The sequence below is a fragment of the Streptomyces canus genome (genome assembly GCF_030816965.1).
Lineage (GTDB): Bacteria > Actinomycetota > Actinomycetes > Streptomycetales > Streptomycetaceae > Streptomyces > Streptomyces canus_E.
The window spans coordinates 8,822,444-8,846,208 of record NZ_JAUSYQ010000002.1 but is presented as its reverse complement, the minus strand read 5'-3'; the positions used below and the strand labels follow the sequence as shown (position 1 = coordinate 8,846,208).

The following is a 23,765-nucleotide window of genomic DNA, read 5'->3' as shown; positions in this document are numbered from 1 at the left end:
GTGCCCTACCTGCGGCCGACGCCGCTCGGGGCATTCTGCTGCCCGTGAAGTCGGTGCTCGGCCTGCTCTCGCTCAGCCTGTCCCTTGCGTGTCGGGCGAGGCGCTGCTGCGGCGGAGCCCGCGGAACGCTGCGGCGCCGCGGCGACCGCCTCCTGAGCCGCTTCCATGGCACTTGTCAGCAGATCGTCGGGGATCTGCGACCCCCGCGCCTGGGCCGTGGTCCGCAGCGCTGCAAGGAAGGCCTCGGCGGTCAGCCCGGCCTGCGGAGAGGCTGGCGGTCCCTCGGCGGGGGCCACTCCGGCGATCCGGTCAGCAGTGGCCCGCGAGTTCGCCGCGATCGTCTGCAGGACTCCCGCGGCCCGCTCCTCGGCCGGGCTGGTCGCGGCAGCCCGCGCGAAGTCCGCGCGGTCCTGCATCCGTTGAGCCTGAGCTGCAAATGTGTTCGCGGCGACCGCCGGCCGGTTTCCCTCTGTGGGGGTCGGCTGCCGTCGCCGTCCGGCAGCCGCCTGCTCGATCTTCGACCGAATCGTCCCCGTCGGCCGACGCCGGCGCGGCAACTGCGGCCCCGCAGCGGCCTCTTGTTCTCCCGCCGCTTCCACCTGCCCACTGGCAGGCGTCGGCGAGGCCGCGGGGGGCGCGGTCTCCCGGAGCACCCAGTCCCTGTCCGCCAAGCCCCGCACGTAGGTGAAGCCCTCGCCCGCCAGGTGCCGAGGTACCTCGTCGCCGCGGCCCTGCAGGAAGAGTTCGACGCTTTCGTTCGCACGCCCGCCAACGTCCGTCCGGTTGCCTGGGCGCGCGTTCTCATGGTTGAGCAGGCTCATCAAGTCCCGGCGGGACAGCCCGCGATCGGGCTGGACGTCGCGTCGTACGGCAGTCCTGACTTCGTCGAACCAGGCCGGGGTCAGAGGTTCGTTGACCGGCTGCCATCGAGGCGCGGGACCGTCGGCCGCAGGGATCGCGTCCATGAGACTCTCCGCCTCGCCGGGCGTGACCAGGACGTCCCGGACGCCCCCTTCGCGCTGGGGCCCGACGACGCCGAGTTCCTCCATGCGCGCCAGCAGGGCGTCGGCCTCGTCGGCCGAGATGCCGTGGTCGTAGCTCAGGTCCAGGGCCAGGGTGTACTCCTTAGCCGCCACCTGCAGCACGAGCGCACGGAACCGGTCCGGATCCCCCGCAAGGCTCTCACCGACCGGCGCCGGCTCGGTCCCATCGGCGGAGAGTACCTCCGGCGCGGGCGCTTGCGGTGCCGTCTCCTCGCCCGCTGCGGGCGTCTGCTCGGCCACCTCATCGACTGCGGATTCGTAGCTGCCGAGCGGGGTGCTCACTTCCTCGGGCAGGTGACCGTGCATGTGGCTGATGTGGTCTTCGGCGGCGTGGCGCAGTACCCGCAGCAGGTTCCAACGCAACCCGTTTTGCTGGCCGTTCGCGGACAGCCGGTTGATCAAGGCCTGAGCCCCGGACGAAATGATCTCCAGCGTTCGAACCCACAATGCTCGGCCAGTGCCCAACGTTGTACGGTCCGCCATGAAGCGGCCTACCCCGAGCCAGCCCCTGTTGACGGCCTCGCGCACCGCTGACCACACCGAGGCGATCCGTCGCCACACCGGATGCTGCGCCAGGATCCCAAGCCGCTCTGAGGCGGCGCCGTAGAGGCGGCCGATCGACTCGACGCTGTTCGACAGCATCGTGCGCATACGGCCCTGGTCGTCACGGCCCGTGCTGTTCCCCGTGTCCTGGCGCCGGGCGGCGAGCCGCTCGGTGAACCACTGCCAGGCGCGGCCCAGTTGATCGGCCAAGTCGATGCGCTGACCGGCGGGCAGCAGCCCGGTCAACCGGTCTGCTCGGGTCGCGGCGGCCCGGTGAAGACCCCATACCGCCCGCCAGCCACGCGAGTCCCGCTGGCCCGACCGCTCCAAGCGCCGCGCCAGGTGCATCGCCGCATGGGAGATGGCCCGCGCCGTACGGGCTTCGATTGTCCGGTTGATGCCGTGCGCGCGGATGTCGCGCAGCGTCGTCTCCGCGTAGGTCAGCAACGCCTCCCGGACGGCTCCACGAAGCTGCTGCCCTGCCTGGCCAATCGATCGGATCATCGTCCATTCAGGGGTGCCCCAGTAGTAGCCCGCCTCGGCCTCTGCGTTGCCCATCGCCGCTTCGAGGGCGGCGGCGTCACCGGCCTCGACCGCCGGATCCTCAGCCGCCGGCAGGATCGGGTCTGCGTCGATGCTCGTGAGGATCTCTGACAGCGCCTGACGCGTGGCGACGTACTGCTCCCGCAGCCTCTGTTCGTCCTCGGCGCTGAATCGCGGCCGCGGTATGGGGGCTTGCGTCTCGGCCGGAGGTTCAGAGCCCCGCAAGAGGGCGACGATGTCCTCGAAGTGCCGGTCGAAGTCGTCCTGCCCCGGAACCTCGTTTCCCGTGACTGCTTCGGCCGCAGCCATGTGTTCCTCCTCGATCAGGGCCTCGTACTCCCGGTCCACTTCCATCGCTGCTAGTTCCTCGGCGGACACCGGCCCGTCTTGTTCCTCGGTACGGCGGCGAACACCCTCTTCCGTGTCCGGCTCCCACTCGGCGCTGCTGTAGACGACCCCGTTGACAACCAGGTCGTCACCGATGACGTCCCTGAAGAAGTCGAAGTCGTCGTCTGCGGCTGGTTCGGCCGGCGAAGGCGTCTCCGTTTCCTGGGCCTCGGGTGCACCTGCGGGCTCCGGGGTGCTCTCCTCCTGTGCCGTCGGCAGCTCGGCGACCACGGCGGTCGCCACCGGCTCGTCCGGATCGGTCGGGCCGGATTCCGCTTCCGTGCTTGCCGTGGCAGCGTCGGCATCCAGATGCGGAGTGGACTCCGCACTCGGCGGTTCCTGACCGAGTCCTTGCGCTTGCGCGGGCGCAGCTTCGGGACCAGCAGCAGCGTTGGGGCGCTCCGCCAGACGCGTCTCTTTGAAGCGGGAGAGCAGCCTGGCCCCGTCGTGTTCGCTGTCGAGCAGGGCCTGTACGTCTGCGGTGGCCTTCAGACGGGCGAGCTGTTCATGTGCCTGCGTGTACACCCCGAGGAGTAGCTGTCGATCTTCCTCGGAGGCGAACGCCGTGCGTGTCGCCAGGGAACGGCCGGCTTCGGCGACGGTCGTGTGCAGGTCCCGGCAGGCGCTGAGCACGTCGTCGGCCGACGAGTGCGTGGTGTCGGCTGCGAGGATGGCGCCGCGGAAGGCCGTCTGGATACGGGCCGCTTCGTTGGCGTCCGTGACCCCGGTTTCTTCCTGCAGTTCCCGGGCTTCCGACAGCAGCAGCTGGCCCGTGGCCGAGTTGGCCCAGGCGTCGTAGCTGCTTTCCGTTACACAGAGGTCGTCGAGGAACTCCTCCTGGCTCTCATACGGCAGGTGCTGCGGCACGGTGTCGGTGCCGGGTGCCGGGCCAGTGGCCTCAGTCGCCACTGGCACCTCGGACTGGTGCTCGGTGTCGCGGGGAGCCTCTTCGAGCGCGGTTGCGGAGTCCGGCTCGGTGGTTGACGATCCAGCAACGGGGGGCGTCGTCTCCGCCACGGGGAGCGCACCGCCTGCTGTCACTGGGGCGGCGGGTGCGGGCGCCGCGAGGGAGCGTGGTGCGTCCGCGGGCAGGTCGACGAGCCCGGCCAGCGACTGCGGAAGCAGGAGGGGCTCGACGTGGTCGTCCGGGTAGCCGCCGGTTTCCCACGTGTAGGGACGCAAGTCACCCGGCCCGGCGACGAGGTCTCCGACGATGAAGACTTCGGTGTCTGCGGTGACGACGGGGCGCTCTCGCACGATGAACGGCAGCCGTTCCTCGGACACGTCGGTGATGCAGTCACCCGGTTTGAGCTCGCTGAGGCGGCAGACGCCGTTGCGTCGGTCGGGCAGCACTGCCCTGAGCGCGGTCACCCGCTCCAACGTGGCGATGTCGGCAAAGGAGTCCTGCATGCCGTCGAAGTCGATCGGCAGCATCTGCCCCTGTTCCCAGTTCTCGGCGGCCCGGATCCGTGCGACTCGTTCGTCTGCCGTCCCCGTGAGGTGAGCCTCCAGGGCCTCCTTGATCACGGTCGCCTTGGTGTCGCCGAGGATTTGCCGTAGCTCCTTGTCGGCTGCCTTCCAGCGGCCCGACTCGCCGATGACCTCAAAGCCCCGCTCGCTGCGGGACATGGCGTTCCCGGCCCGCCACGCCGCCGCCACCAGCTCACGCCGTTCCGGCGGCAGAGCCGGACGGAGCCACGCAATGACCTTGGCCAGGGTCAGCCGTCCTGCGCGGATCGGCGCCATGACGTCGTCGGAGGTCTTGACCTCGATCTCGATGGCTCCGCTTCGGGAGTAGGCGCTGGCGAACTCGTTGCCCGCCTCGTTGTAACCAGGCTCCGACGGCAGGCGAATCCAGCCCTCGTACAGTTGCGGGGTCGCCCTCTTCTTCTGGTCTATTTCGAAGATCAGTTTTCCGAAGTCCCACGGGCTGATCTTGCTCAGTGCCGCGCCGATGTCCCGGTCGCTAAGTGGCTCAGGTGTGCGCTCCTCCTGCTCGGCGGAGGCCGGTGCGTCGCCGGTGTTCTCGATTGCCTTGGGAGGGAGTGCCGGGGCGTCCGTGGCCTGGGGCTCCCCAGTCGGCTGCGCCTCGTGGGTGGCGATGAGTGCGCGGAGGCGGGCGTACTGCTCGGTGACCGGCGAGTTGGACAGCTCAGCAATGCGTTCGCGGGCCCGATCCACCTGCACCTTGACCGATGCCAGGGCCGCGTCAACGTTCGGCCACATCTGCTGGCCGTCGGGGCTGTACGCGGTGCCGGCCAGCCCCATGACCTGCTCCAGGGCATCCCTTGCGGCGGCGGCCCTGAGCTTGCGACTGCGGGCGGCGCGCTCGATCGTGTCCACGGCCTCCATGCAGAGGATCAGGGCCTGGCGAACGAGCGGGTCGGTGAGTTCTGGTAGACGGTGCGCTTCAGCAAGCTGGGCGTCGAGTGCGGCCAGTTGGTCAGGGTCGTCAGGGCGAGCCTGGATCAGGGTCTCGAAGGCGTTGAAGGCCTCGGCGGCGAGCTGGTCGATCTGGATGCGCAGTTCTTCGGCAGCCTCCGTCACCAGGGTGTTCAGGGCGGGGTCCGACTGCGCGAGCTCGTCCTGGGTGTGGCGGAGGTTCTCCTCGAACTGAGCCCAGGGGTTGTCCTGTTCCCAGACGTCGCGTACCTGGTTGTCACCGAGGGCCTCGCGCATCTCTCGGGCGAGGTTGGGGATCTCCTTCTTCTGTCCGCGGCGGATTCCCGCGGTGCCGCGCTTTTTGATCTTTTGGTCGTCCCAGGGCAAGGGCGCGATGCCCGGGTCGGCGTCCTGTGCTGTGGGTGCGGTTGTCTGCTCGTCGGCGGGCGTGTTGTCTGCCCCACGTGCGAAGAGGGACGGCTGGTCTGCGCCGTTGAGTGGTTCGCCCGGGTCCTGCAAGGTGGGGGCGGCCGTCTCGGGCTGCTCCTCGGCGCTGGCCTCCGTCTGGGCGGTTCGTGCGGTCGCTTCCGCCGTGGTTTCAGTGTCGTCGGTCGGCTCAGGCTCCGCGGGGGCGGCAGCGGCCTGGCGAACAGAGGCGGTGGGCTCGTTGCCTGTCGCCTCGGTGATCGCGCGCTCCGGCTGCTCTTCGGGGACGGCGTCCGGTGTCTCGGTCTCCGTGGCCTCAGGGGACGTTGGGGGCAGGGGCGGCTCCGGGACGGCGGCGGTCTCGTCAGCGCCCCCGACAGGGACGGGGGCGGTCTGCTGGGGTGCCGGGGTGGCAGTGATCTTGGTTGGGAGGGTGTCCGCGAGAGTGCCGATGGAGTGGATCCAGCCGAGGGAGCCGATGTCGAGGCGTTTCCTGGCTCGGGTCACCGTCACGTAGGCCAGGCGCAGCTTGTCCTGTGCGGGCAGGATGAGTTCGCCGGTCTTGGTGTCCTCCTTGGGCTGGGGGAAGTCGCTCCAGATCTGGACCTGGTCCCATTCACGGCCCTTGGACTTGTGGGCGGTGGAGACGACCAGTTCCGGGCGGGTTTCCTCGTCGCGGGCTTCCTCCGGGACCAGGTCGCGGATCATGTTGATCAGGCCCTGGGGTGTGTAGCGGTCGACGAGCCGTACGAACGTCTGCAGGGTGGTCGCGTCCTCGTCGGATTCGGCGTACTCCTTGACCTCGTTCCAGTTCTCGAAGGCCGACAGCTCGGGGTGCTTGGTGCGGCGGCCCTGCTGGAGATCTCGGGCGGCCCTGGCGATGTCTTCGATGTCCCGGCCGCCGCCGACGAGTGCCACGCGCTTGCCGGCCTCGAACCCGGCGAAGACGGCGGAGATGGCGCCGACGTTGGTGTGGGTCAAAATCGCATCGGGCTCTTCGACGGTTCCCAGGACTGTGTGGAGTGTGGGTGCGCCTTCCAGCCGGAGGTCGGATTCGAGGAGAGCGAGGTATGCGTTGCCCACCTCGGCGACGGCGGGGCCGAACCGCCAACTCTGTGTCAAGGGCAGGACCACGTCGGCCGGCCAGTCCTGCAGAGCGTCGACGGCACCGCGGAATTCGTAGATCGCCTGGTTGCTGTCGCCGACGACGATGATCTGGGCGCCCTGGTCCTGGATCACCTTCTTCAGCACGGGATTGATGTCCTGGGCCTCGTCGAAGAAGATCGTGTCGAAGTTCAGGCGCGGGTCTGACAGGGCCCAGATCTTGAGATAGTCGTCGTGGTCGAAGAAGATCTTGTTGCTGTTCGGATCCGCGATGTCCGCCCAGGCCCGCCGGGCGTAGTCCAGCAGCGTGCGCGCGGCGGGGACGTGCGCCCACTTCTCCCCGAGGTGCTGGCGCCCGAGTTCGGCATCAGCGCTCTGCCGATAGCGGCGCAGCGCCCCCATCACGATCTTGGCGATCTCCTCGGGCCCGATGTACTGAAGGTTGCCGTCTCGGTCGCCGACCCGTATCTCACCGGTGATGCCCAGCGCAGCCGCGACGTCCTTGGGACGCCGGGCACCGCTGTTGCGCGAGCCAGCGATGGACACCTTGTGCCGGTAGGGGGTGTTGCGCAGATCCTGCAGAGCGAAGGAGTGGCTGGTCCGGGCGGTGACGTTGCGACCGAACTTCTGGCCCGCTTCGTCAGCGATGGACCGGTTGAAGGCGATGTAGCCGATGCGCCGTTCCAGCATCTGCGCAGCGATCATCACCAGCGTGGAGGTCTTCCCGGTGCCCGCGAGCGCCTGAACGGCAACGTGCTTGCCCTCGACGGCCGCATCGATGATCGCCTGCTGCTGAGCGGTTGGCGGGTACTTCCCGCTGGCCACGGCCGCGACCGCGCCCTCTTGGGCGTCCCGGGCCGCGAGGAAGGCCCGGACTTCCTCCAGGACCTGCTCTTTCTGCCCGCGCATGCCGTTGTAGCGCCAACGGCCCTTCTCGTACTTGAAGTTCCGATCCCGCTTCAACAGCTCGCGAAGACCGTCTTCCGCGGGGGCGCCTGTCGTGCCCGTGACGTAGGTACCGGTCCTGTCGCTGACGATCTTGATCCGGCTCGTCCAGGGTCCTTCGGCCGCTGTCTCCGGCTCGGTTGCCGTCACGCTCTCCTCCTGTTGCTCGTCGGCCGGGGACATCGGCGCAGGTGCAGGTTTCGGCGCCGGAGCCGGTGCGGCACTCCCTCCTTGTGCGGGGCTGCTGGGGCCGACGTGACCGATGACGACGCGGTCGCCGAGGGCGCCGATCAGGTCTTGCAGAGGCGCGGCCCCTGGCTCGGGCTGGTCGGGGCGCTGCTGGGTATCCCCAGCGGCTGCGCCTGTGGCGAGGGTGTTGGGGGCGGCGAGGGCCAGCTGTCCCAGGGCCTGCGCATAGGGGAGCTGGACGAGTTCCTCCACCTGCTCCCAGGTCAGGCCGCCCTCAATTGGCAGCAGCCGGGCGTTGGCCCGATGAAGCAGGTCACGGGGGAACACCGTGTACCCCGTCTTGGAGGTGAGTGCGAGTTTGCTCTCCGGGGCGATCAGGACACCGTGCAGCAATTCGCCGTACTGCCGGTCTTCGTCAGCGGCCTGAAGCAGGATCACGGCATCGGGGATCACACCGTTGGGAAACGTGAGGGTAGCCACGACTGCGAACTGGATCTCCGCGTCGTTCGGGGGGCGTTCGTCGTAGCGGGGCAGCGTACGAAGGTGCTCCTGGGTAAGGGGTTCGACGGCGCTGCTCAACATCTGCTGAGTGTCGATGAGTTCGGGCGCAGCGGGAGCGATCTGCCGGGGAGCGTGGGAGGTTGTCTGTTCCGGGTCGGCGGCCACGGCCGCGGCGGTCTGTTCCTCGGCCGGGTCTGCCTGATCTGCAGAGGCGGGGCTCTCGGTCGGTGCGAGCGCCTCCGGCGTGTGCCGGTTGGCCTCGTCTGCGCCGGTCATGGGAAGGCGCCGCACTGCCTCGTTGTATGGCAGCGCGGCCAGGGCTTCGGCTTCTGCCCAGGGGATCGGGCGTGCGAGCGGCAGCACGCGGGAGTCCGGCAAGAACAGCAGGTCTTCAGGGGCCCAGCGGCCATGCACGCTGCTGACGACGTGATCGTTCGCCGGCACGATCTGCGCCCCGTACACGAGGAGATCGTCGCCGTCGCCCTCCACTTGTTGCAGCAGCAGGAGCGCGTCGCGAACCTGCCCGTCCCGGAAGGGCAGTGTCGCCAGGACTGCGAGACGGACGTCCTCACCGGGGCGGTGCTCGGGGCCGAGGGGTAGTGAGTGCAGGTGTTCTTCGGTCAGGGAGGGCCCGGTGGGCGTACCGGTCGAGGCCTCGCTGACCGCTTGTGCCGAGGGCTCGGCGGCGTTGCTGTTGCGCGGAGCAGTGGTCTGCCGGCCCTTGCTCGCGGCAGACGGTGGAGACGATTCAGCCGTCGCTGCGCCGGCTTGGCGGGCTGCGCCTGCTTCGGCGGGCTGATCGGTCGGCGCTGCGGCCACGGCTGCGTACACCTGCTCGAAGGCGCCTTCCGCGTACTGCTCCTCCACTCCCTGGCGGTCGTGGCGGAACCAGTCCCGGAACCTGTCACCTCCTGCGCCTGTTGCCGACAGATCGGCGGCGCTGAGCCAGGCCATGAACAACTGACGGGCTTCCTCGCGGGGCCGCCCGTCCACAAGCAGCGCCCGCAGATGGTCATCGGCGAGGGCCGCTCGAACAGCCCGTTCCTGGGCGTCGTCGCGCATCGCGGCGGACCAGCGGGCGCTCTCGGCCTGGAACTCGGCTCGCTTCCGCTCGCGTTCGCTCTCGCCGCCAGCGGGCGCAGCTGCAGGCTGCTCATCGGGAACGAGCGGGCCGAGCTCCTGCGGGACGGGGGCCGCGGCCTGCGCACGCAGCTGCCGGTGTGCACGGGGGCCTGCCAGATCGAGGACCTGGCGGCGCCCGTCCTCCTTGAGGTAGGTCCACAGCAGGTGTTCCGAGCCGCCGTCCGTGATCAGTTCGTCGGCGGCGGTCGCGAAGACAGCGAGGAAGTCGGCCTGTTCGTTGGCGTGCGCGGCCTGGACCAGAGCGGGGTTCTCGCTCGCCGTGTTCACCAGCCAGGCCGCGACGTCCTCGGGGTCGGGGGCCATGGAGTCGCGCAGCAGATCGCGGACCGTCCGCTGGATCACCGTGCGTACGGTGGGAGCGTTCCAGGCCGGTGCTACCGGGCTGTCGGGCAGGTGCTCGCTGAGCCAGGCGTCGACCTCATCGTCGGACACGAGTGAGTCGGAGAGTTTCGCCGGTCGTTTCAGGAGGGGCAGCGCGGCATGCGCGGGCAGTGTCAGGCCCGGTATGTCGGCGCCGCGCAGGTCGGGAACCTCTTGGGCGGCGCCGGTGCGCTCGGCGGGGATGGAGACGTTGACCAGCAGGTGTCCCGCGGCGCTCCTGGCCGCCACGGTGATCTCGATGCGGCGCTGCTGCACCGCTGCTGGCTCGTGCCCAGCCGTCTGGCTGGTCGGCACGGAGGCCTGCTCGTCCTCACGCACGTCGGGATGACGGGGGCTGTCCGGTGTGGGAGCGGGCTCCTGTCCGACCGATTCCGAGCGTTCGCCCTCGGTCTGTGCTGCCGGGAGCGCGGGAGTCCCGAAGATCTGCTGCCAGTCGTCTCCCTGCTGGGCGGTCGCGGTGATACGCGAGGCCAGCTGCACGGCGTGCTGCTTCATCGTGCGGAAGTGGCCCATCACCACGGGGGCCCGGTAGCGCTCCTCCTCCAGATTCTGGGCGAGGACCAGGACGGTGTGGGCGAGCTTGGTGCAGCGCTCGACCACAGTGCCGGCCGGATGCGTGAACGGATCACTCACGCGCCCCACTGGCCCGTCGCACAGCTCCTCCATGGCCAGCCAGACCGCCTGGCCGTCCGGTCGGGTCTGCACTCCTTGGTCGGTGAGGCCCCGTCCGATCAGACGTCGGCCCGCCGGGGTGTCTTTGAGCCCCGACAGCGCGCCGTACATCTCCCAGAAGTCCTGCTGGGCATCGTCCTTCGACGTGTACGGCTCGCCAACGGGGATGACGACCTCGGGAGCCGTGTCCTGCTCGGGCTCCTCGACCATGCGGAACCGGCGTCCCATGCGGGTCAGCTCATCGGTGAGATTCCGTACATGAAGGTCCCGCGTGGGGCGGCTCATATTGCGCCGCAGGTACCAGAATCCCTGGTTGCGGCTCCACCGGAACTTGTGGCGGTCCAGAGCAGCACGTACGGGCGCGTCAGCGTCCTCGCTGGTGGTGCCACGGACCACGGTGCCCCGGTAGTGGTGCTCGATCTCCAGGACGGTGCCAGTGGACGGAGGGGTCTGTTTCCGCTCGGGAACGGGGCCGTGTTCGGCGTCGAGCCGCTGACGGCGCTGGGCAACGCCGGCCTGCACGGCGGCGACGGTCTCCGGGCGTGCTGTGGAGGCCCGGCAGGCGACCGCGTGTTCGTAGGAGCGGCGGACGAGGTCGCCCAACCGTTTGGCGTCGTCGGGATGCCGGTAGTCGCTGGCGCGCAGGTTCAGCACCAGGTCGTACGCTGCGTGCGCCATCGCCGTCACGTGCCGGTTGACCTCGTCCAGGGTCTCGGCGGCGAGTGTGACGAAATCGGCGGCATACCGGGTGTCCCGGGCGGCGTCGAGGGCCTCGCGGGCTGCGGACCCTTCAGGCGTGCTGTCGAGCAGCGCCTTGGCGGTGTCGGTTGCCATCCACCAGTTCCACGCGGATTCCGCCTTGTTGGCGCCGCCGACGAAGTCGTCGGCTGCCTCGTACGGAATCTCCTCCATGCCCAGCTCGTGGGCCGCGAGGCGCTGGTGGTGCTGGAATGCCTTGCGGGCCAGGTCGCGCAGCGCGTACCGGCTGACTCCGTCCTCGGCCTCCTGTGCGGCGCCGAGGGCGTAGGAGGTGACCTCCATCCAATCGGTCAGAGCTGAGGCGACCGTGTCGTGCGGCCGGCGCAGCATGAGCATGGCTCCACGCAACTGGTCGGAGTACGGCCCGCCATGGTCGTCGTAGGCGTGCGGCCACTTCGGGAAGCTGTCGAAGATGTCAGACAGAGCACGGCCGACCTCGGCGCTGTCCTGGTACCAGGGAGCTGTCAGCCGGAGTGGGTCGTCGTGGTCGAGGACGGCGGTGTGGTCGTCGTCGAGGTCTGCTGCGTCCAGAAGCAGGTCGACGAGGTCGTTACGTCGTGCCTGCATACGGGCCAGGTGGCGCTCCGTGTACTGGACGGCCTTCTGAGCAGCCGTCCTCACGTCGTGACGAGGGTCGTCAGAGAGCTGTACAGCGGTCTCGGCGAGACGGTCGTACATGCTGAACACGTCGGCGGGCGTGCTCGGTTCACTCCCGGTGATCGCCGCGACCGCCGCGATCGCGTCGTGGCGTGCCGGTTTCGGGCCCGGGTGGTCGCTCTCGTGTCGTGCGAGGACCTGCCGGAGCTGCTCGGCGGCCATAGCGACGTAGTGGCGTCCACCGACCAATTCCGCGGCGTCCGCGTAGCCTTCGAGGACGATCGCGAGGTTCGCTACCTGGGGCAGCGCCGAGCCGAAGCCCTCGCCCACCTCACTGGCCTGCGGGGCGGAGGCCGCGGCTACGGGCGTCTCGGCCTGCGGATCGGTTGTCGAATCCGGCCCCGGTGAGGGGACGGCGCTCGTCGTCGGTTGCGGTGCTGGCGTGGTCGTCGTGGCGGATGACGGCGCAGGGGTGGCCGGTTGCGCTGTGGCGAGCTGAACGGAGAACCGGACACCGCCGGGGCCGGCGACCACGAGTCCGTCCTCGCTCTCTTCCAGGTCCGTGCCGTCGGCGGCGAGTTGCGCCAGGCCGGCCGCGAGGTCACGGCCGCTGACCGGGCCGGCGCGGAGGCCCCGGGGCCCGGCGACGGTGTACTGGTCCCACGGGAGGATGCCGGGGATGAATTCCACGGCGTCTTCGTCGAGCGTGAGAGGTTCCGGGGAGCGGACCCACTGCTGGTAGGCGTCGCTGCTGCGGTCCTCCACGGTGCTGCGGTACCGGGATGCGTGGTCGCGCAGGGCCGTGTAGATCTCCCAGTTCCCCTCGGTGCTCCGTCCGTCTTCCCGCTCCCACTGTTCGACCACGGCACGGCATTGGTCGGCCATGCGCAGCAGGTGCGCCCAATCAGTTGCCAACTCCACGCCGAGCAGGCGGGCGATCCGTCCCGTCCGGCTGGAGGTCATCGCGGTGTCGGCCGCCGCCATCAGGCCGTCCGCTCGCTCACCTGTGGCCAGGCGCGGGGCATGGTCGGACGCCCACTGGCGGTAGGCGGTCAGTGCGGCTTGCTCGGCCACCCAGGACTCGGACCGGTCGGTGTAGGGGGTGTTCGGTACGTGCCCGGGTCGCTGGGCGGTCGCGCGTGGTGTCGCCGGGACCGGCTCCGCATCATCTGCGGAGCCGGGAAGTTCCTGCGCAGTACGGCCGGTGTCTGCCGGGGGTGCGCTGTTCTGATGGTCCTCTCCTGCGGCGGGCGAATTCTCGGCCGGCTCGGCTGGGGACGTGAAGGCTTCGTCGCCTGGTGTCTCTTCTGGTGCGTGGGCGCGGGGCGGCTGTGGGGCGTCGGCCGCGGTTTCCTGCTGTGTTCGGGGGCCCGGCTGGGGACGGTCGGCCGTGTCCGGATGGGCCCATGGCGCGATCTCGTAGAAGTGCACCCTCATCGCCTGCCGGAAGGCGTTTTCGTCGCCATCACCTGCGAGGGCGGCCTTCAACGACTTGGCCCGGCTTCCGAGTTGCTCGGTCAGCCAGGCATCGAACAGGTCACCGGCCTGGCTGCCGTTGGCGCGCAGAGCACGCCGGGCGTCCTGAAGGAGTTGGTCGATGGCCGCCTCGTACGCCTGGGCGACGCTGGCAGGGAACTCCTCGGTGAGCGGTGTGACCTTCACCGACCCGATGGGTCCGGTGATCACGACCGCGCCGGTGGCGTCCGGTTCGATCGCGACGTCCGACCCGTCATGGCCGAGCTGTTGCACTATGTCGTTGAGGAACGTGCCGCGGGAGTCGCTGAGGGTCCCGCCGAGCATGGTGTGCTGATACCAGCGGTCTGGATCGAACGGTTGGCCCGTGTCGGGCGAAGTGGTGCCCGGGGCCGGTTGACGTGAGGGGGAAGGATTCGCTGGTGCTGTGGTCGGCTGTACAGAGCGCTGGCGGCCTTCCAGCGGTGCAACGTAAGTGATGTGCTCGCGGGCGGAGCGGGCCACCTGCTCTGTGAGATCCCTCATCGCGCGACCGGTCTCGTTGGGCCTGAATCGTGGGGAGTCCAGATGGGACAGGAAGTCCTCGCAGGCGCGAGCAAGACCATGGAAGAGATCCAGGGCCCACGGATCGCCGCCGGGCACAGGGGTCTCGTCGTCGGACTCACGCGCATGGTGCAAGGCCTCAGCCAGCGCAATCCCGGCCTGCTCCATCTGACCGGCCAGTTCCTGGCCCCGGCCGGACATCCCCTTGACGACGTCGACTTTCAACCAGGCGGCGAAGTCCGCCAAGACGGCGTCTTCACCTGCAACGGCGGCAGCCTCATCCGGATACGGCCACGGGGCCGAGGCGACATGGCCAGGTTCTCCGCCCGTGCCGGCCGCAGTGCGTACCGTCGTACCGGTATCCGAGCCGGCGGGCGCGGCATCTGGCGTGGTCCGGGCACGCGTGCCGTCGGTCAACGCTTCCAGGAATCCGCGAGTGGTGTCGCTCAGGTCGTCGGGCGTGAGGGTCGCCGGATCTACCTCCACCCAGCCGTCGGTGGAGCCACCAGCCATGACCATGGCGTCATGGACGGCTGCGTCGACCAGGTCGGCGCCTGGTTCGGTGACCGCCGCGTCGTGGACTTCCGGCTCGCTTGTTTCCGCGGCTCCCTGCACGCCGAGGGCTTTGGTCAGCTTGCGGTGCTGGGCCTCGATCTTGTCGAGTTCGGCTTGCTGCGGGAAGGGTTTGCCGACCAGTTCCTTGGCCCGCGCGATGTTCGCCTCGATCCGGGCGATGTGCTGCTCTGCCTTGGCGTGGACGGTCTCCAAGCTGTCCAGGGCGTTTTCCAGCTTGCGGATCAGGCCGACGCGATCTTGTTTGGTTAGGTCGTTCGCCGACAGCCAGATGGTGTCCACGGGAACGTCCTGGAAGTACACCCCCACAATCAGGCCCTCGAAGCTGCGCTCTACGAGGGCGTGGACCGGGATGCCGCCGAGTTCCCCAACGAGGGCGTCCTGCGGCCGGCCGCCGGAGTTGACCGAGGAGCGGACAAGCCGTTCGAGTCGCTGGGCCAGTGCCTCGCCGGCCTCGCGGCGCTCGTCGTAAGCGCGGCCGTCGACCGTCATCGTGAAGGCGTCGCCTCGGGTGGCGGTGCGCCGCTCCATGGCGGCCTGGGCCTCCTGCATGCGAGCTTTGAGGTCCTGGACGCGACGTCGCCCCTGTTCGCCGGTGACTTCGTAGGCGAATTGCTCGTCGTGCCACAGCTGCTGGTCCAGGCGCAGCTTGGCGAGCATGCCTTCGACGCGCTCCAGCTGTTCCAGCTCTGGCTTGTCCGCGGCGACGGCGAACATCACGCCGGCGGGAATGCGGCCGTCGTCGCCGTCCTCGGCGGCTTCCAGGATGCGGCTGGTGTCGTTGATGTCGAGGATCGCCTCGGCGAACGCCTGCTTGGTGGCGACCTTCTGCCACAGGAAGGGGTCGTACGACTTCTTGGTGACGATCGCGGTGTGGTGGATTTCCTTGTTCTGGTTGCCCTGGCGTTTGCCTCGCCCCAGGCTCTGGATGATCGGGGTGGCCTTCCAGGTGGGGTCGATCTGCATCACGTGGATGACGCGCTTTTGCAGATTGCGGCCCGTGCCCAGGCCGGAGCGGCTGCCGACCAGCACGGCGACCCGCCCTTCGCGGGCGTCCTTGTCGAGCCGGGCCTTCTGCTGAGGGTTCTTCGCCTCTTGGTCGAAGCGGATGAGGCTGCCCGGCATGCCGCGCGCGGTCAGTGCCTCGCGTAGCGCCTCGTAGAACACGAATTCCTTGTCCGGGCCGGGCACACCGAGGTCGCAGAAGGCGAGTTGCAGGCTGCCGCGGTTGGGTTCCTCGTTGCCGTCGTCGTCGTAGTAGACGTCGTCCTTGTGCAGCTGCCAGAGGCGGAACAGTTCGTCAGCGGCGACGTCGACCTTCTGGGCTTCGTCGGTGCTCTTGTTGACCAGCCGGACGTCGAGCGAGGCCAAACGCCCGTCCGTGGAAATCCACAGGGTGTTGTCCTCGACCAGCTTGCCCTTGCGGTTGTACTTCAGGTCCGGGCTGCCGAGACGGATGCCCATCATCCGCTTGCCCAGCGACTGCATGAGCTGGCGCAGTTCCGGAGAGGCCTCGGCTTCCAGGATCCGCATCTCGCCGCCGATGATGGCGGGTTCGCCAAGCTGGAGATCGCGCTTGAGTTTGACGTCGGCGACCGTGAACAACACGCGTTTGAGTTCGGTCTGGTTGACGTAGCGGGCGTAACGGGCGCGAGTGGAGAAGGAGTTGCCATCCGGGCTCATCTCGACCCGGTTGACGGGCTGGATGTAGGTGGAGACGAATTGGTCGTCCTCCTCGATACCCCATTCGTCGCGCAGCAGGTCAGGGGCGAGGTACTTGATGGCGGTCAGGATCTCCATCGGGGAGTTGTCCACCGGCGTGGCGGTGGCATGGGTCGTGACCCGGCCGCCGTAGTTCTTGCGCAGATAGGACAGCTTCATGTCCATGTCCGCGGTGATCTGGTTGCCTTCGAGGGCGAGTTCGCGGATGGAGGAGATCACCCGGAGGTTCTTCAGGGTGTGCGCTTCGTCGTAGAAGATGTAGGTGCTGCCGGTGCGCTCGAACTCCACGCCCGAGTCGCCTGGCGTTTTGAGTTCGTCCTCGATCCGCCCTTTTAGCGTGGCGATCTGGTTCTCGATGTCCTTGACGGTGTACTTGTCGTCGCCATCAGCGTTGTCGAGGTGCGCCTCCAGGCGCTTGACCTCCCGGTTGATGTAGTCCAGGCGGGCCGTTTTGGACATCGGAATCTTCTTGAACGCGGTGTGGCTGATGATGACCGCGTCCCAGTTGCCGGTTGACCAGCGGGCGACGAACTTGTGTCGGCGTTCTCCGGTGAGGTCGGAGGAGTCGGCGACCAGAATCCGGGCCCGGGGGTAGGCCTGGAGGAACTCGCGCTGGAACTGGCCCAGAACGCCCTTGGGCACGGCGTAGACCGGCTTCTTGGCCAGGCCGAGGCGGGTCAGCTCCATCCCGCCGACGATCATTTCGAGGGTCTTGCCTGCACCGGTGCCGTGGTAGAGCCCGACGCCGTGCTTGGAGGCGCGGATCCGGGCAACCGCAGCCTTCTGGTGGGGGTGCAGGGTGTAGGCCTGGGACAGTCCTGGGGCCGTGATCTGCACGCCGTTGTAGGTCGGGGGGACGATGGCGTTGTAGCGGTCGTTGTAGTACCGCAGCAGGGTCTCGGCCCGGTCGGGGTCTTCCCACAGCCACATCCGGAAGCGGTCGTCCAGCTGCTTGGACTTCGCCAGGGCGAACGCCGTCGCCTGCCGGTCCGTCACCACCTGCCCCTCGGGCGGTATTTTCTTGGTGACCAGGATTTCCTGGTTGTTGAGCAGGTTGCTGGCAAGGGCCTGGGCGGAGCGGGCCTGGGTGCCCCAGACGGTGCGGGCCAGCAGGCTTGCGGTGTCTCCGCCCTTGACGCTCCAGCGGGCGCCGAGGTTGCTGACCTTGATGTCGTCGTCTTCCAGGATTTCGCGCAGGAACTGCTGCACATACTTGGCGCTGACCCAGGCGGCGCCGAGCCGGCTCTGGATCTCTGCGGGTTGCAGGTCGCGGGGGATGACCTCGCGCAGGGCCTCGACGTTGACGGCGAACCTGGGGTCCTTGGCCGCGGCCTTCTCGGCCGCGGCGAGCTTGCGGCGGACGTTGCCCGAGAGGTACTCCATGCGGCGCACCAGACCGCCGGCCGGATCGTCGTAGACGAGGGTGCCCAGCGCCTCGCGTGCTGCGCGTTCGCTGTCCAGGCCAAGCAGGGCGGCCACGACGTCGAGGCGGATCTCGTTGTGCTGGTCCCAGCAGATCAGTGCCGCGTCTTCCGGGCTGTCCGCCCGGGTCAGCGGCTCGGGCGGGGCAACGACCCGCTTGGCGAACAGGTCGGCCTTCGTCGCACTCTGGTGGTCCTCGTCGAACTTCTCCAGCGCGAAGACGTACGGGGCGAAGGGGTCGTTGCGAAACCCGCCCATGCGCGGGTAGGTCCGGCGCTCGGTCGCGTTGTCGTCCTGTGCGGCTTCGCCGGAAGGCGGGTTGTTGACCTTGAAGCGGTTGATCGGGCCGAACCGTGCCACGTACGCGTCGTAGCGGCGGTTGAGTTCGGCCCGCAGTTGCGTCATGCGCGGGGTGATGAGGTGGTGCTCGGACTCTTCGTCCAGCAGGGCCACGGCGATGTCGCGCAGGCCGATCAGTTCGCGCAGCTCCCTGGCCTGGGTCTTGGCAGGTACGTGCGGGACGGGCCGGCCGTTGCGGATCTCGGTGAAGGTGCCCTCGGGGCCGAGTTCCAGCAGCCCGTCGTACCTTTCCAGCGCCCCGTGGAAGACCATCCGCTCGGTGAAGGTGCGGCCCGTCTCCTGGGCACGCTGCGCCACCTGCTCCAGGGCGGCGGCGAGGGCCGTGTCCACCGGCTGGTCTGGTTGCACGACGAGGTCGGGGCCGTGCCGGGCGATGTCGGCCTTGGGTGTGCCGAGCACCATCTCCGGGTGCTGCACGAAGTAGTTGTTGATCTCGATGGGCTGCGCTGCCACGCCCGGCCGGGAGCCGGGCAGGACGGTCGGCTCGATGTCCAGCCAGTCGGCTTCGGCTGCGTGCTCTGACTCGGCGCGGCGCCGGAAGATGAGCATGTCGGTCACGACCGGCGTGCCGGCGGCCTCCTGGTGGGCGCCGCTGGGCAGGCGGACCGCGCCGAGGAGGTCGCCGAGGGCGGCCATCCGCTCCCGGGCCTCTTTGTGAGTCTGGTCGGTGCCGTCGAGGGTGTACCGGCTGGTGATCAAGACGACGATGCCGCCGGGCCGGGTGAACTCCAAGCTTTTCAGAATGAAGTGGTTGTGGATCGAGTGGCGCCGCCCGGGGTTGTACTTGCGGTCGGTGACCTTGTACTTGCCGAACGGGACATTGCCGACGACGACGTCGAAGTCCTCCTCGGGTGGCCGGGTGTCGGCGAAGGACTCGGCGAGGATCTGCGCACTCGGGTAAAGAGCCTGCGCCACGGCGGCGGTGATGGGATCGACTTCGACGCCGACAATCTCGGCATCGGCAGGGGCATCGGCAAGGAAGCGCCCGGCGCCCACGCCGGGCTCCAGCACCCGCAGTTGTGCTCCGGTCGGCACACCGAATCGCTGCAGGGCCTGCCAGACGACGCGGGCGTAGGCAGGATCGGTGTAGTGGGCGTTCAGGGTCGAGGAGCGGGCCTTGGCGTACTCGTCGTCCGACAGGATGTCCCGCAGATGGGCGCGCTCGGCCGCGAACGTGGCGGCGAACTTCTTGCGCTCGTCGAACAGGTACGGAGTGGCGCCCCAGCCCGTCCACTGCTGGAGCACCTGCCTCTCGGCATCGGTAGCTGGCCGGTTCTCCGCCCGCAGCCGCAGCACGACGTGCACGGCCGCGATGTTCGCGGCGACCCGCTCCCGCTCCGTACGCGGGCCTGGCCGTGCTACTCCTGGTCCGGCTCCACGTCCAGGAGCACCCTCTCCCTGAGCACTTCGCCCTCCGCTGTCAAACGGGAGGTGCTCAGCCGCTGCAGGCGCTGCAGGTATCCCTCCCCGTCCGGCTCCGGGCCCGCCAGCTCCCGGGCCCGCGTCTCGATCTCCGCCGAGATCTCCTCCCCGAGTCCCGTGAAGAACTCCTCCGGGATCTCCAGCTCCCCGAACGCCTGGGGCTTGTGCTCCTTCCAGTGCGTCATCGCCTGCTCGCCGTACCGGTTCATCGTCGAACTCCCCTGCCTGCTCGGCACTGTTGGACCTGGTGGACGGGGCCGGGTGCCCCGTCTCATCCTCTCCCGCCGCCGTGCCGTCCGGGCGTGCCGCAGCCCCTTCCCGCGCCGGAGGGTCCTGGTCACCGAAGTCCAGGCCGGGCAGGAAGCCGCTGTCGTTGATCGAATTGTCGTCGGCGGGCTGCTGCGGTGTACTCAACGCCTGCTCCCAACGTCGAAAAGGGCGGTTGTGTGCATCAGGGACCCAACGGGCTGCTGGTGGGCTGGGTCAGATAGGGGATAGCGGCACCGTGAGATCTCGGGCAGCGGTGGCGTCGTCCGGGGAAGGAGCGGCGGGTGGGCGGATCAGCTCGCGGAGCACGACCTGCTCGGCCTCGCCCCTGACCGCAAGGAGCCATCGGGAGCGCTGTTCACCGGTCTCACCGCCGACGGGCGTGCCATCGAGGGCCATCGCGTCCGTCAGTTCCCCGGCCTGCCGCTCGGTCTTCTCCCCGAGGCGGGTGAAATACGCCAGCGGGTCCGGCAGCATCCCGTACTGGCCGGGCAAGTGCTCACGCCAGTGGGCCAGGGCGGCGCGCCCGTACCTGTTCATGACCATGTCTGCCTCCCGGCTCGTGCCGTCATCCGCTGCCGTCCTCATCCGGATCGGGCCGCTCCTCGCCGGGCGGGTCTGATGCATCGCCGTCGGGCTCGGGGCCTTCGGCGGCCAGGAGCAGGGCGAGGTAGTCCGCGTCTCCATCCCAGGTGGCATCGCGGTGGCGGGCCCGGTGCTGGCCGTTTCGGCACGCGCCGAGCCAGAACCGGCCCATCCGCTCCACGGCCCGGGCGAGGGCGTCTTGCCACAGGTACGGCGCCGACCCCCCGTCCTCCCCGCTGGCGTAGGCCGACTCGTGGGAGGTCCACAGCGCCGTGAGTTCCTCGACGACCGCGCCGTGCTTCCACCAGCACTGGCGGGGCAGCTGATCCGTGGTCATCTCGTACCGGTCGGCGACCCAGATCACCCAGCGGACGAACTGAGGCCAGAGCACGGCGCGTTCCTCGGCGTCGAGTTCGTGCCACCGCACCGGGGCACCGACCGGGCGTTCCTGCTCCCCGTCGGCTTCCCCGCTGCCGGATCCACCGGCCTCCAACTGCTCCTCCAGCAGCTTGACCCGCTCGCTGAGAAGCACCTGCTCGGCGTTGATGTTGGTGAGTTCGGCGAAGATGTCGTCGAAGCCGCTAGCCATGACCGCCGCCCGCCTTCTCCAGCCTGACGCGGTCGTCGACCATCTCGTGCGCCCTGCGGGTGGCGTCCTTGATCTCTGCCGCCCGCGGACCCTCGTGGGCCCGGACGAACGTGACGAGGGTGGCGGGGGTGCGGCGGTGGAACACCATCCCGCCGCGTTCCGGGATCATCCGTATCGTGGCCGGCTCCACGACCGCGCGGCGGCGGACCGACGTGGACACCGAGACCCGGTCGCCGTCGTCCGAGACGGTCTCCACGTCCTCGTCGAATTCGCCCGCGAGGGAGCTGTAGGACTTCAGTTCCTCGGGATCGCTGATCCCGCCCAGGAAGCACTTCACGGTGCCGCTGGCGAACATTTTCCTAACCCCCAGGGCGCCCCAGCGCTCCTCGGCCTGGGCATAGCCCTGCAGCACGGCCATGATGAAAATGTTCTGCGAGCCGCTGACGCTCATCAGGCTCGGTATTTCCGGCAGAGGCGCAACGTTGGCCAGCTCGTCCAGGAAACAGCCGAGCGGAATCGGAAGACGGCCGTTGGGACTGCGGGCGGCGACCCTCTTGGCGGTGTCGAACATCGCTTTGGCGAAGGCCGCGTTCAGCGGGGCCAAGGCGGATGACTCTTCGTCCTCACCGATCAGGAACAGGGTTCCGGACTGCCGGAGGTAGGTCTCGATGTCGAAGACCTCGACATCCCCCTGGGGAGCGAAGATCTCGGCGACCTTCTCGTCATAGAGCGCGATGAAACTCTGCTCGGCGGTCCGCCAGGTGGCGGAACGTTCCTCCTCGGCCGCCGCGTGCTGGCCGGCGAGCGCGGCGGCAAGGAGGTGTTTGCCCTTGGCCGCCAGCAGGTCGACGGCCTCGCGGTTGTCCGGGTCGGTCGCCCAGGCCAGCACGTCGAGGACTGGACGCTGGTGCAGGGCTGCGGCGTGCAGCCAGCAGGTAATAAGGGTTTTCGCGTTGAGCGCGAAATAACCGCCATTCTTTGTCCCTTCTTCGCTTTTGGTGGTTGCCGCGAGGGTCTCGGCCCGCTTTCGCGCGACCTGGTATTCTTCGCACCCTGCGGTCAAGGGCCAGCGCAGCTGATTTGGCCAGCCGGACAGCCCCGTGGGGTCCAGGACCCAGACAGGGCCGTGTTCTTGCCGCAGAAGTGCGGTGTTGTAGAGGACGTCTGTCTTGCTGCTGGTCGCAAGGACCGTGCCCCGGAATTCGAGGATTTCAGGGAGGATGATCTGGGATGTCTTTCCCTCGCGCGGCGGAGCGACCAGAATCATCGATTCCTCGATAGTGATCCATAGATGGATCGCTGAGGGGTCGGCGCTTCCGATGTAGACGGCGACGTCGCGGATGGTGATGGCTTTGGGGTTCTGCTCGGTGAGCGTCGGACGTAGCGATCCGGCTCGGGACAGCGCCTGCTGCTCGCCCATGGCCTTCTCCAGCTGGGCCCGGGTGGCCATCCCGTCGGCGCCATCGGCGCCACGGTGCTTCCACCACCAGTACGTCTTCCACACGCCCCAGATCGCACCGGCAAGCAGGACGAGGAAGGTGGGCCAGAACACGAACGGGCCACCAACGCCCGCACTGGGCGGCCAAGCGGCCGACGGGTCACCGGGGTGCCGGAAGACTGCGACGACCGCGCGGCCCGCCGAGTCCCAGGTGATCGCTGCGGGCCGTCCGTGTGCGAGGACTCCTGATAGGAGCGCAGTCAGCCACAGCAGTGCGGTGAGCACGAACGCCGCGATCAGCGGCACGATCCACACGGTGTCGCGCCCGAGACGCAGCCGTGCCGCGGTCTGCGGCGTGGCGGCTTTCGGCATCATGCGGCAGCCCCCTTGCGGAGGCGGATCATGGGAGCCGACGCCTCTGCGCCGTAGTGGTCCGCAGGCTCGCGGGGCCCCGTCTCGGACATCCGGCGGTTGGTGTCCGTCAGACGGATCTCCAACGGTGTCCGGATGTGTTCCACGAGGTTGATCCGCGAGCCCACCTGCCAGATGCCCCGCCCTGGCGCGCACACGTTGGATCCGTCCGCCAGCGCCTTGCGCGCCCAGTCGGGAAGTCCCAGGTAGTCGGCCGTGGTCTCGGCCTCGTCCCGGTCCATGTGATAAAGGACCCGGGTTGCCGTCAATTTCAGGATGGCCGCCGCCTCAGGAGCCTGCTCCAGAAGCAGATCCCCGAGGTGGTGCAGGACCGCCCAGAAGGACAACCCCAAGCGCCTGCCGTACCTGACCAGCTCCTCAAAGAGCCTTGCGACCGGCCGGTGGGAGAGGATGTGCCACGCCTCTTCAACGATCAAAGTTCTTTTGACCCGGTCGTTCGGCTTGATCCAGCCGAACCTCAACCACGGCCCGATAACCGCCATCAGCAGCGGCATGGCTTCGCCCTCGCGTGGCAGCCTCGTCAAATCGAAGATGATCAAACGGGCGTCGAGATCGATCCCTGGCGTCGTCGGCCCGTCGAACATGCCCGACAAGTCCCTGCTGGGATTGCACAGCTCGTCAAGGGCCAGTGCCGCTGGCTGGCCCCACTCCACCAATTCCTCGGGCGTGACTGGCTGTTGCCCGAGGAGGGTCGGCTTCGGAGCGGTCAGGGCATCCAGAACGTCGGAGAGGATCACCACACGCTGCTGCTCGCGCGCGGCGTCGGTCGCTGTCTTGTGGGCCTCGGCCAGGGCGAACTTGGTCTGGGAGGAGATGGTGCCGGTGAGGATCTCCATCATGGACACGAGCACCTTGAACTGGTGCTCGGCAGGTATCCGCGGGTCGAGCGGGTTGATCCGTACCCCTGCGCCAGCGTCACCAGCGCCGTAGACCAGGCGGATCGGCGTGATGCCCAACTGACGGGCGATGCCGTCCCATTCGCCGGCGCCGTCTTCGCCCTGCGCGTCCAGAACAGCGAAGTTCCGGTCCCTGAAACGAAGTTGACGCAGGACGTAGGTCTTTTCGAGCGCAGACTTGCCGTATCCGCTCTTACCCAAGATCAGTGCGTGTCCGCTGGCGAGTCGGACGCGTGCCTGCGGGTTGTACAAGATGAACGGGTCGTAGATGTACGCCCGGCCGCTGTAGGCCTCGCGGCCGATGATCACACCGCGGGGGTCCATGCTGGCCGCGCCGACCGCCGGGTAGAGACCGCAGGCGTGGCTGGTGGTCGAGCGCATCGCCCGCCGCCGAGTTTGTGACTGTCGCCGCAGCATCTCCAGCATCG

General features: G+C 68.6%; 6 protein-coding genes. All 6 read right to left on the bottom strand.

All coding sequences use genetic code 11. From position 1 onward, the window contains the following. Nucleotides 1–5 precede the first annotated feature (5 nt). Entirely contained in the window at nt 6–19,013 is a 19,008-nt protein-coding gene (locus QF027_RS41250; protein ID WP_307080544.1) for a UvrD-helicase domain-containing protein, read from the bottom strand. Nucleotides 19,014–19,066: 53 nt separating this feature from the next. Beyond that, on the bottom strand, nt 19,067–19,339 hold the full coding sequence (locus QF027_RS41245) for a hypothetical protein (RefSeq protein ID WP_307080543.1): 273 nt from the start codon (nt 19,337–19,339) through the stop codon (nt 19,067–19,069). A gap of 274 nt (nt 19,340–19,613) precedes the next feature. Further along, entirely contained in the window at nt 19,614–19,943 is a 330-nt protein-coding gene (locus QF027_RS41240; RefSeq protein WP_307080542.1) for a hypothetical protein, read from the bottom strand. A 22-nt stretch (nt 19,944–19,965) separates the two neighbouring features. Next, complete coding sequence (locus QF027_RS41235) at nt 19,966–20,571, bottom strand: hypothetical protein (protein ID WP_307080541.1); 606 nt, start codon at nt 20,569–20,571, stop codon at nt 19,966–19,968. Continuing rightward, nucleotides 20,564–22,384, bottom strand: a complete 1,821-nt coding sequence (locus QF027_RS41230) for a type IV secretory system conjugative DNA transfer family protein (RefSeq protein WP_307080540.1) — start codon at nt 22,382–22,384, stop codon at nt 20,564–20,566. Before QF027_RS41230 ends, QF027_RS41235 begins: the two co-directional genes overlap by 8 nt. Beyond that, nucleotides 22,381–23,763, bottom strand: a complete 1,383-nt coding sequence (locus QF027_RS41225) for an ATP/GTP-binding protein (RefSeq protein WP_307080539.1) — start codon at nt 23,761–23,763, stop codon at nt 22,381–22,383. The genes QF027_RS41230 and QF027_RS41225 overlap by 4 nt, the downstream gene beginning before the upstream one ends. Nucleotides 23,764–23,765: the final 2 nt, after the last annotated feature.

What these genes read in the sequence shown, in the direction of transcription:
- QF027_RS41245 (WP_307080543.1), bottom strand. Translation starts at nt 19,339, where the DNA reads ATGAACCGGTACGGCGAGCAGGCGATGACGCACTGGAAGGAGCACAAG.
- QF027_RS41240 (WP_307080542.1), bottom strand. Translation starts at nt 19,943, where the DNA reads ATGGTCATGAACAGGTACGGGCGCGCCGCCCTGGCCCACTGGCGTGAG.
- QF027_RS41235 (WP_307080541.1), bottom strand. Translation starts at nt 20,571, where the DNA reads ATGGCTAGCGGCTTCGACGACATCTTCGCCGAACTCACCAACATCAAC.
- QF027_RS41230 (WP_307080540.1), bottom strand. Translation starts at nt 22,384, where the DNA reads ATGATGCCGAAAGCCGCCACGCCGCAGACCGCGGCACGGCTGCGTCTC.
- QF027_RS41225 (WP_307080539.1), bottom strand. Translation starts at nt 23,763, where the DNA reads ATGCTGGAGATGCTGCGGCGACAGTCACAAACTCGGCGGCGGGCGATG.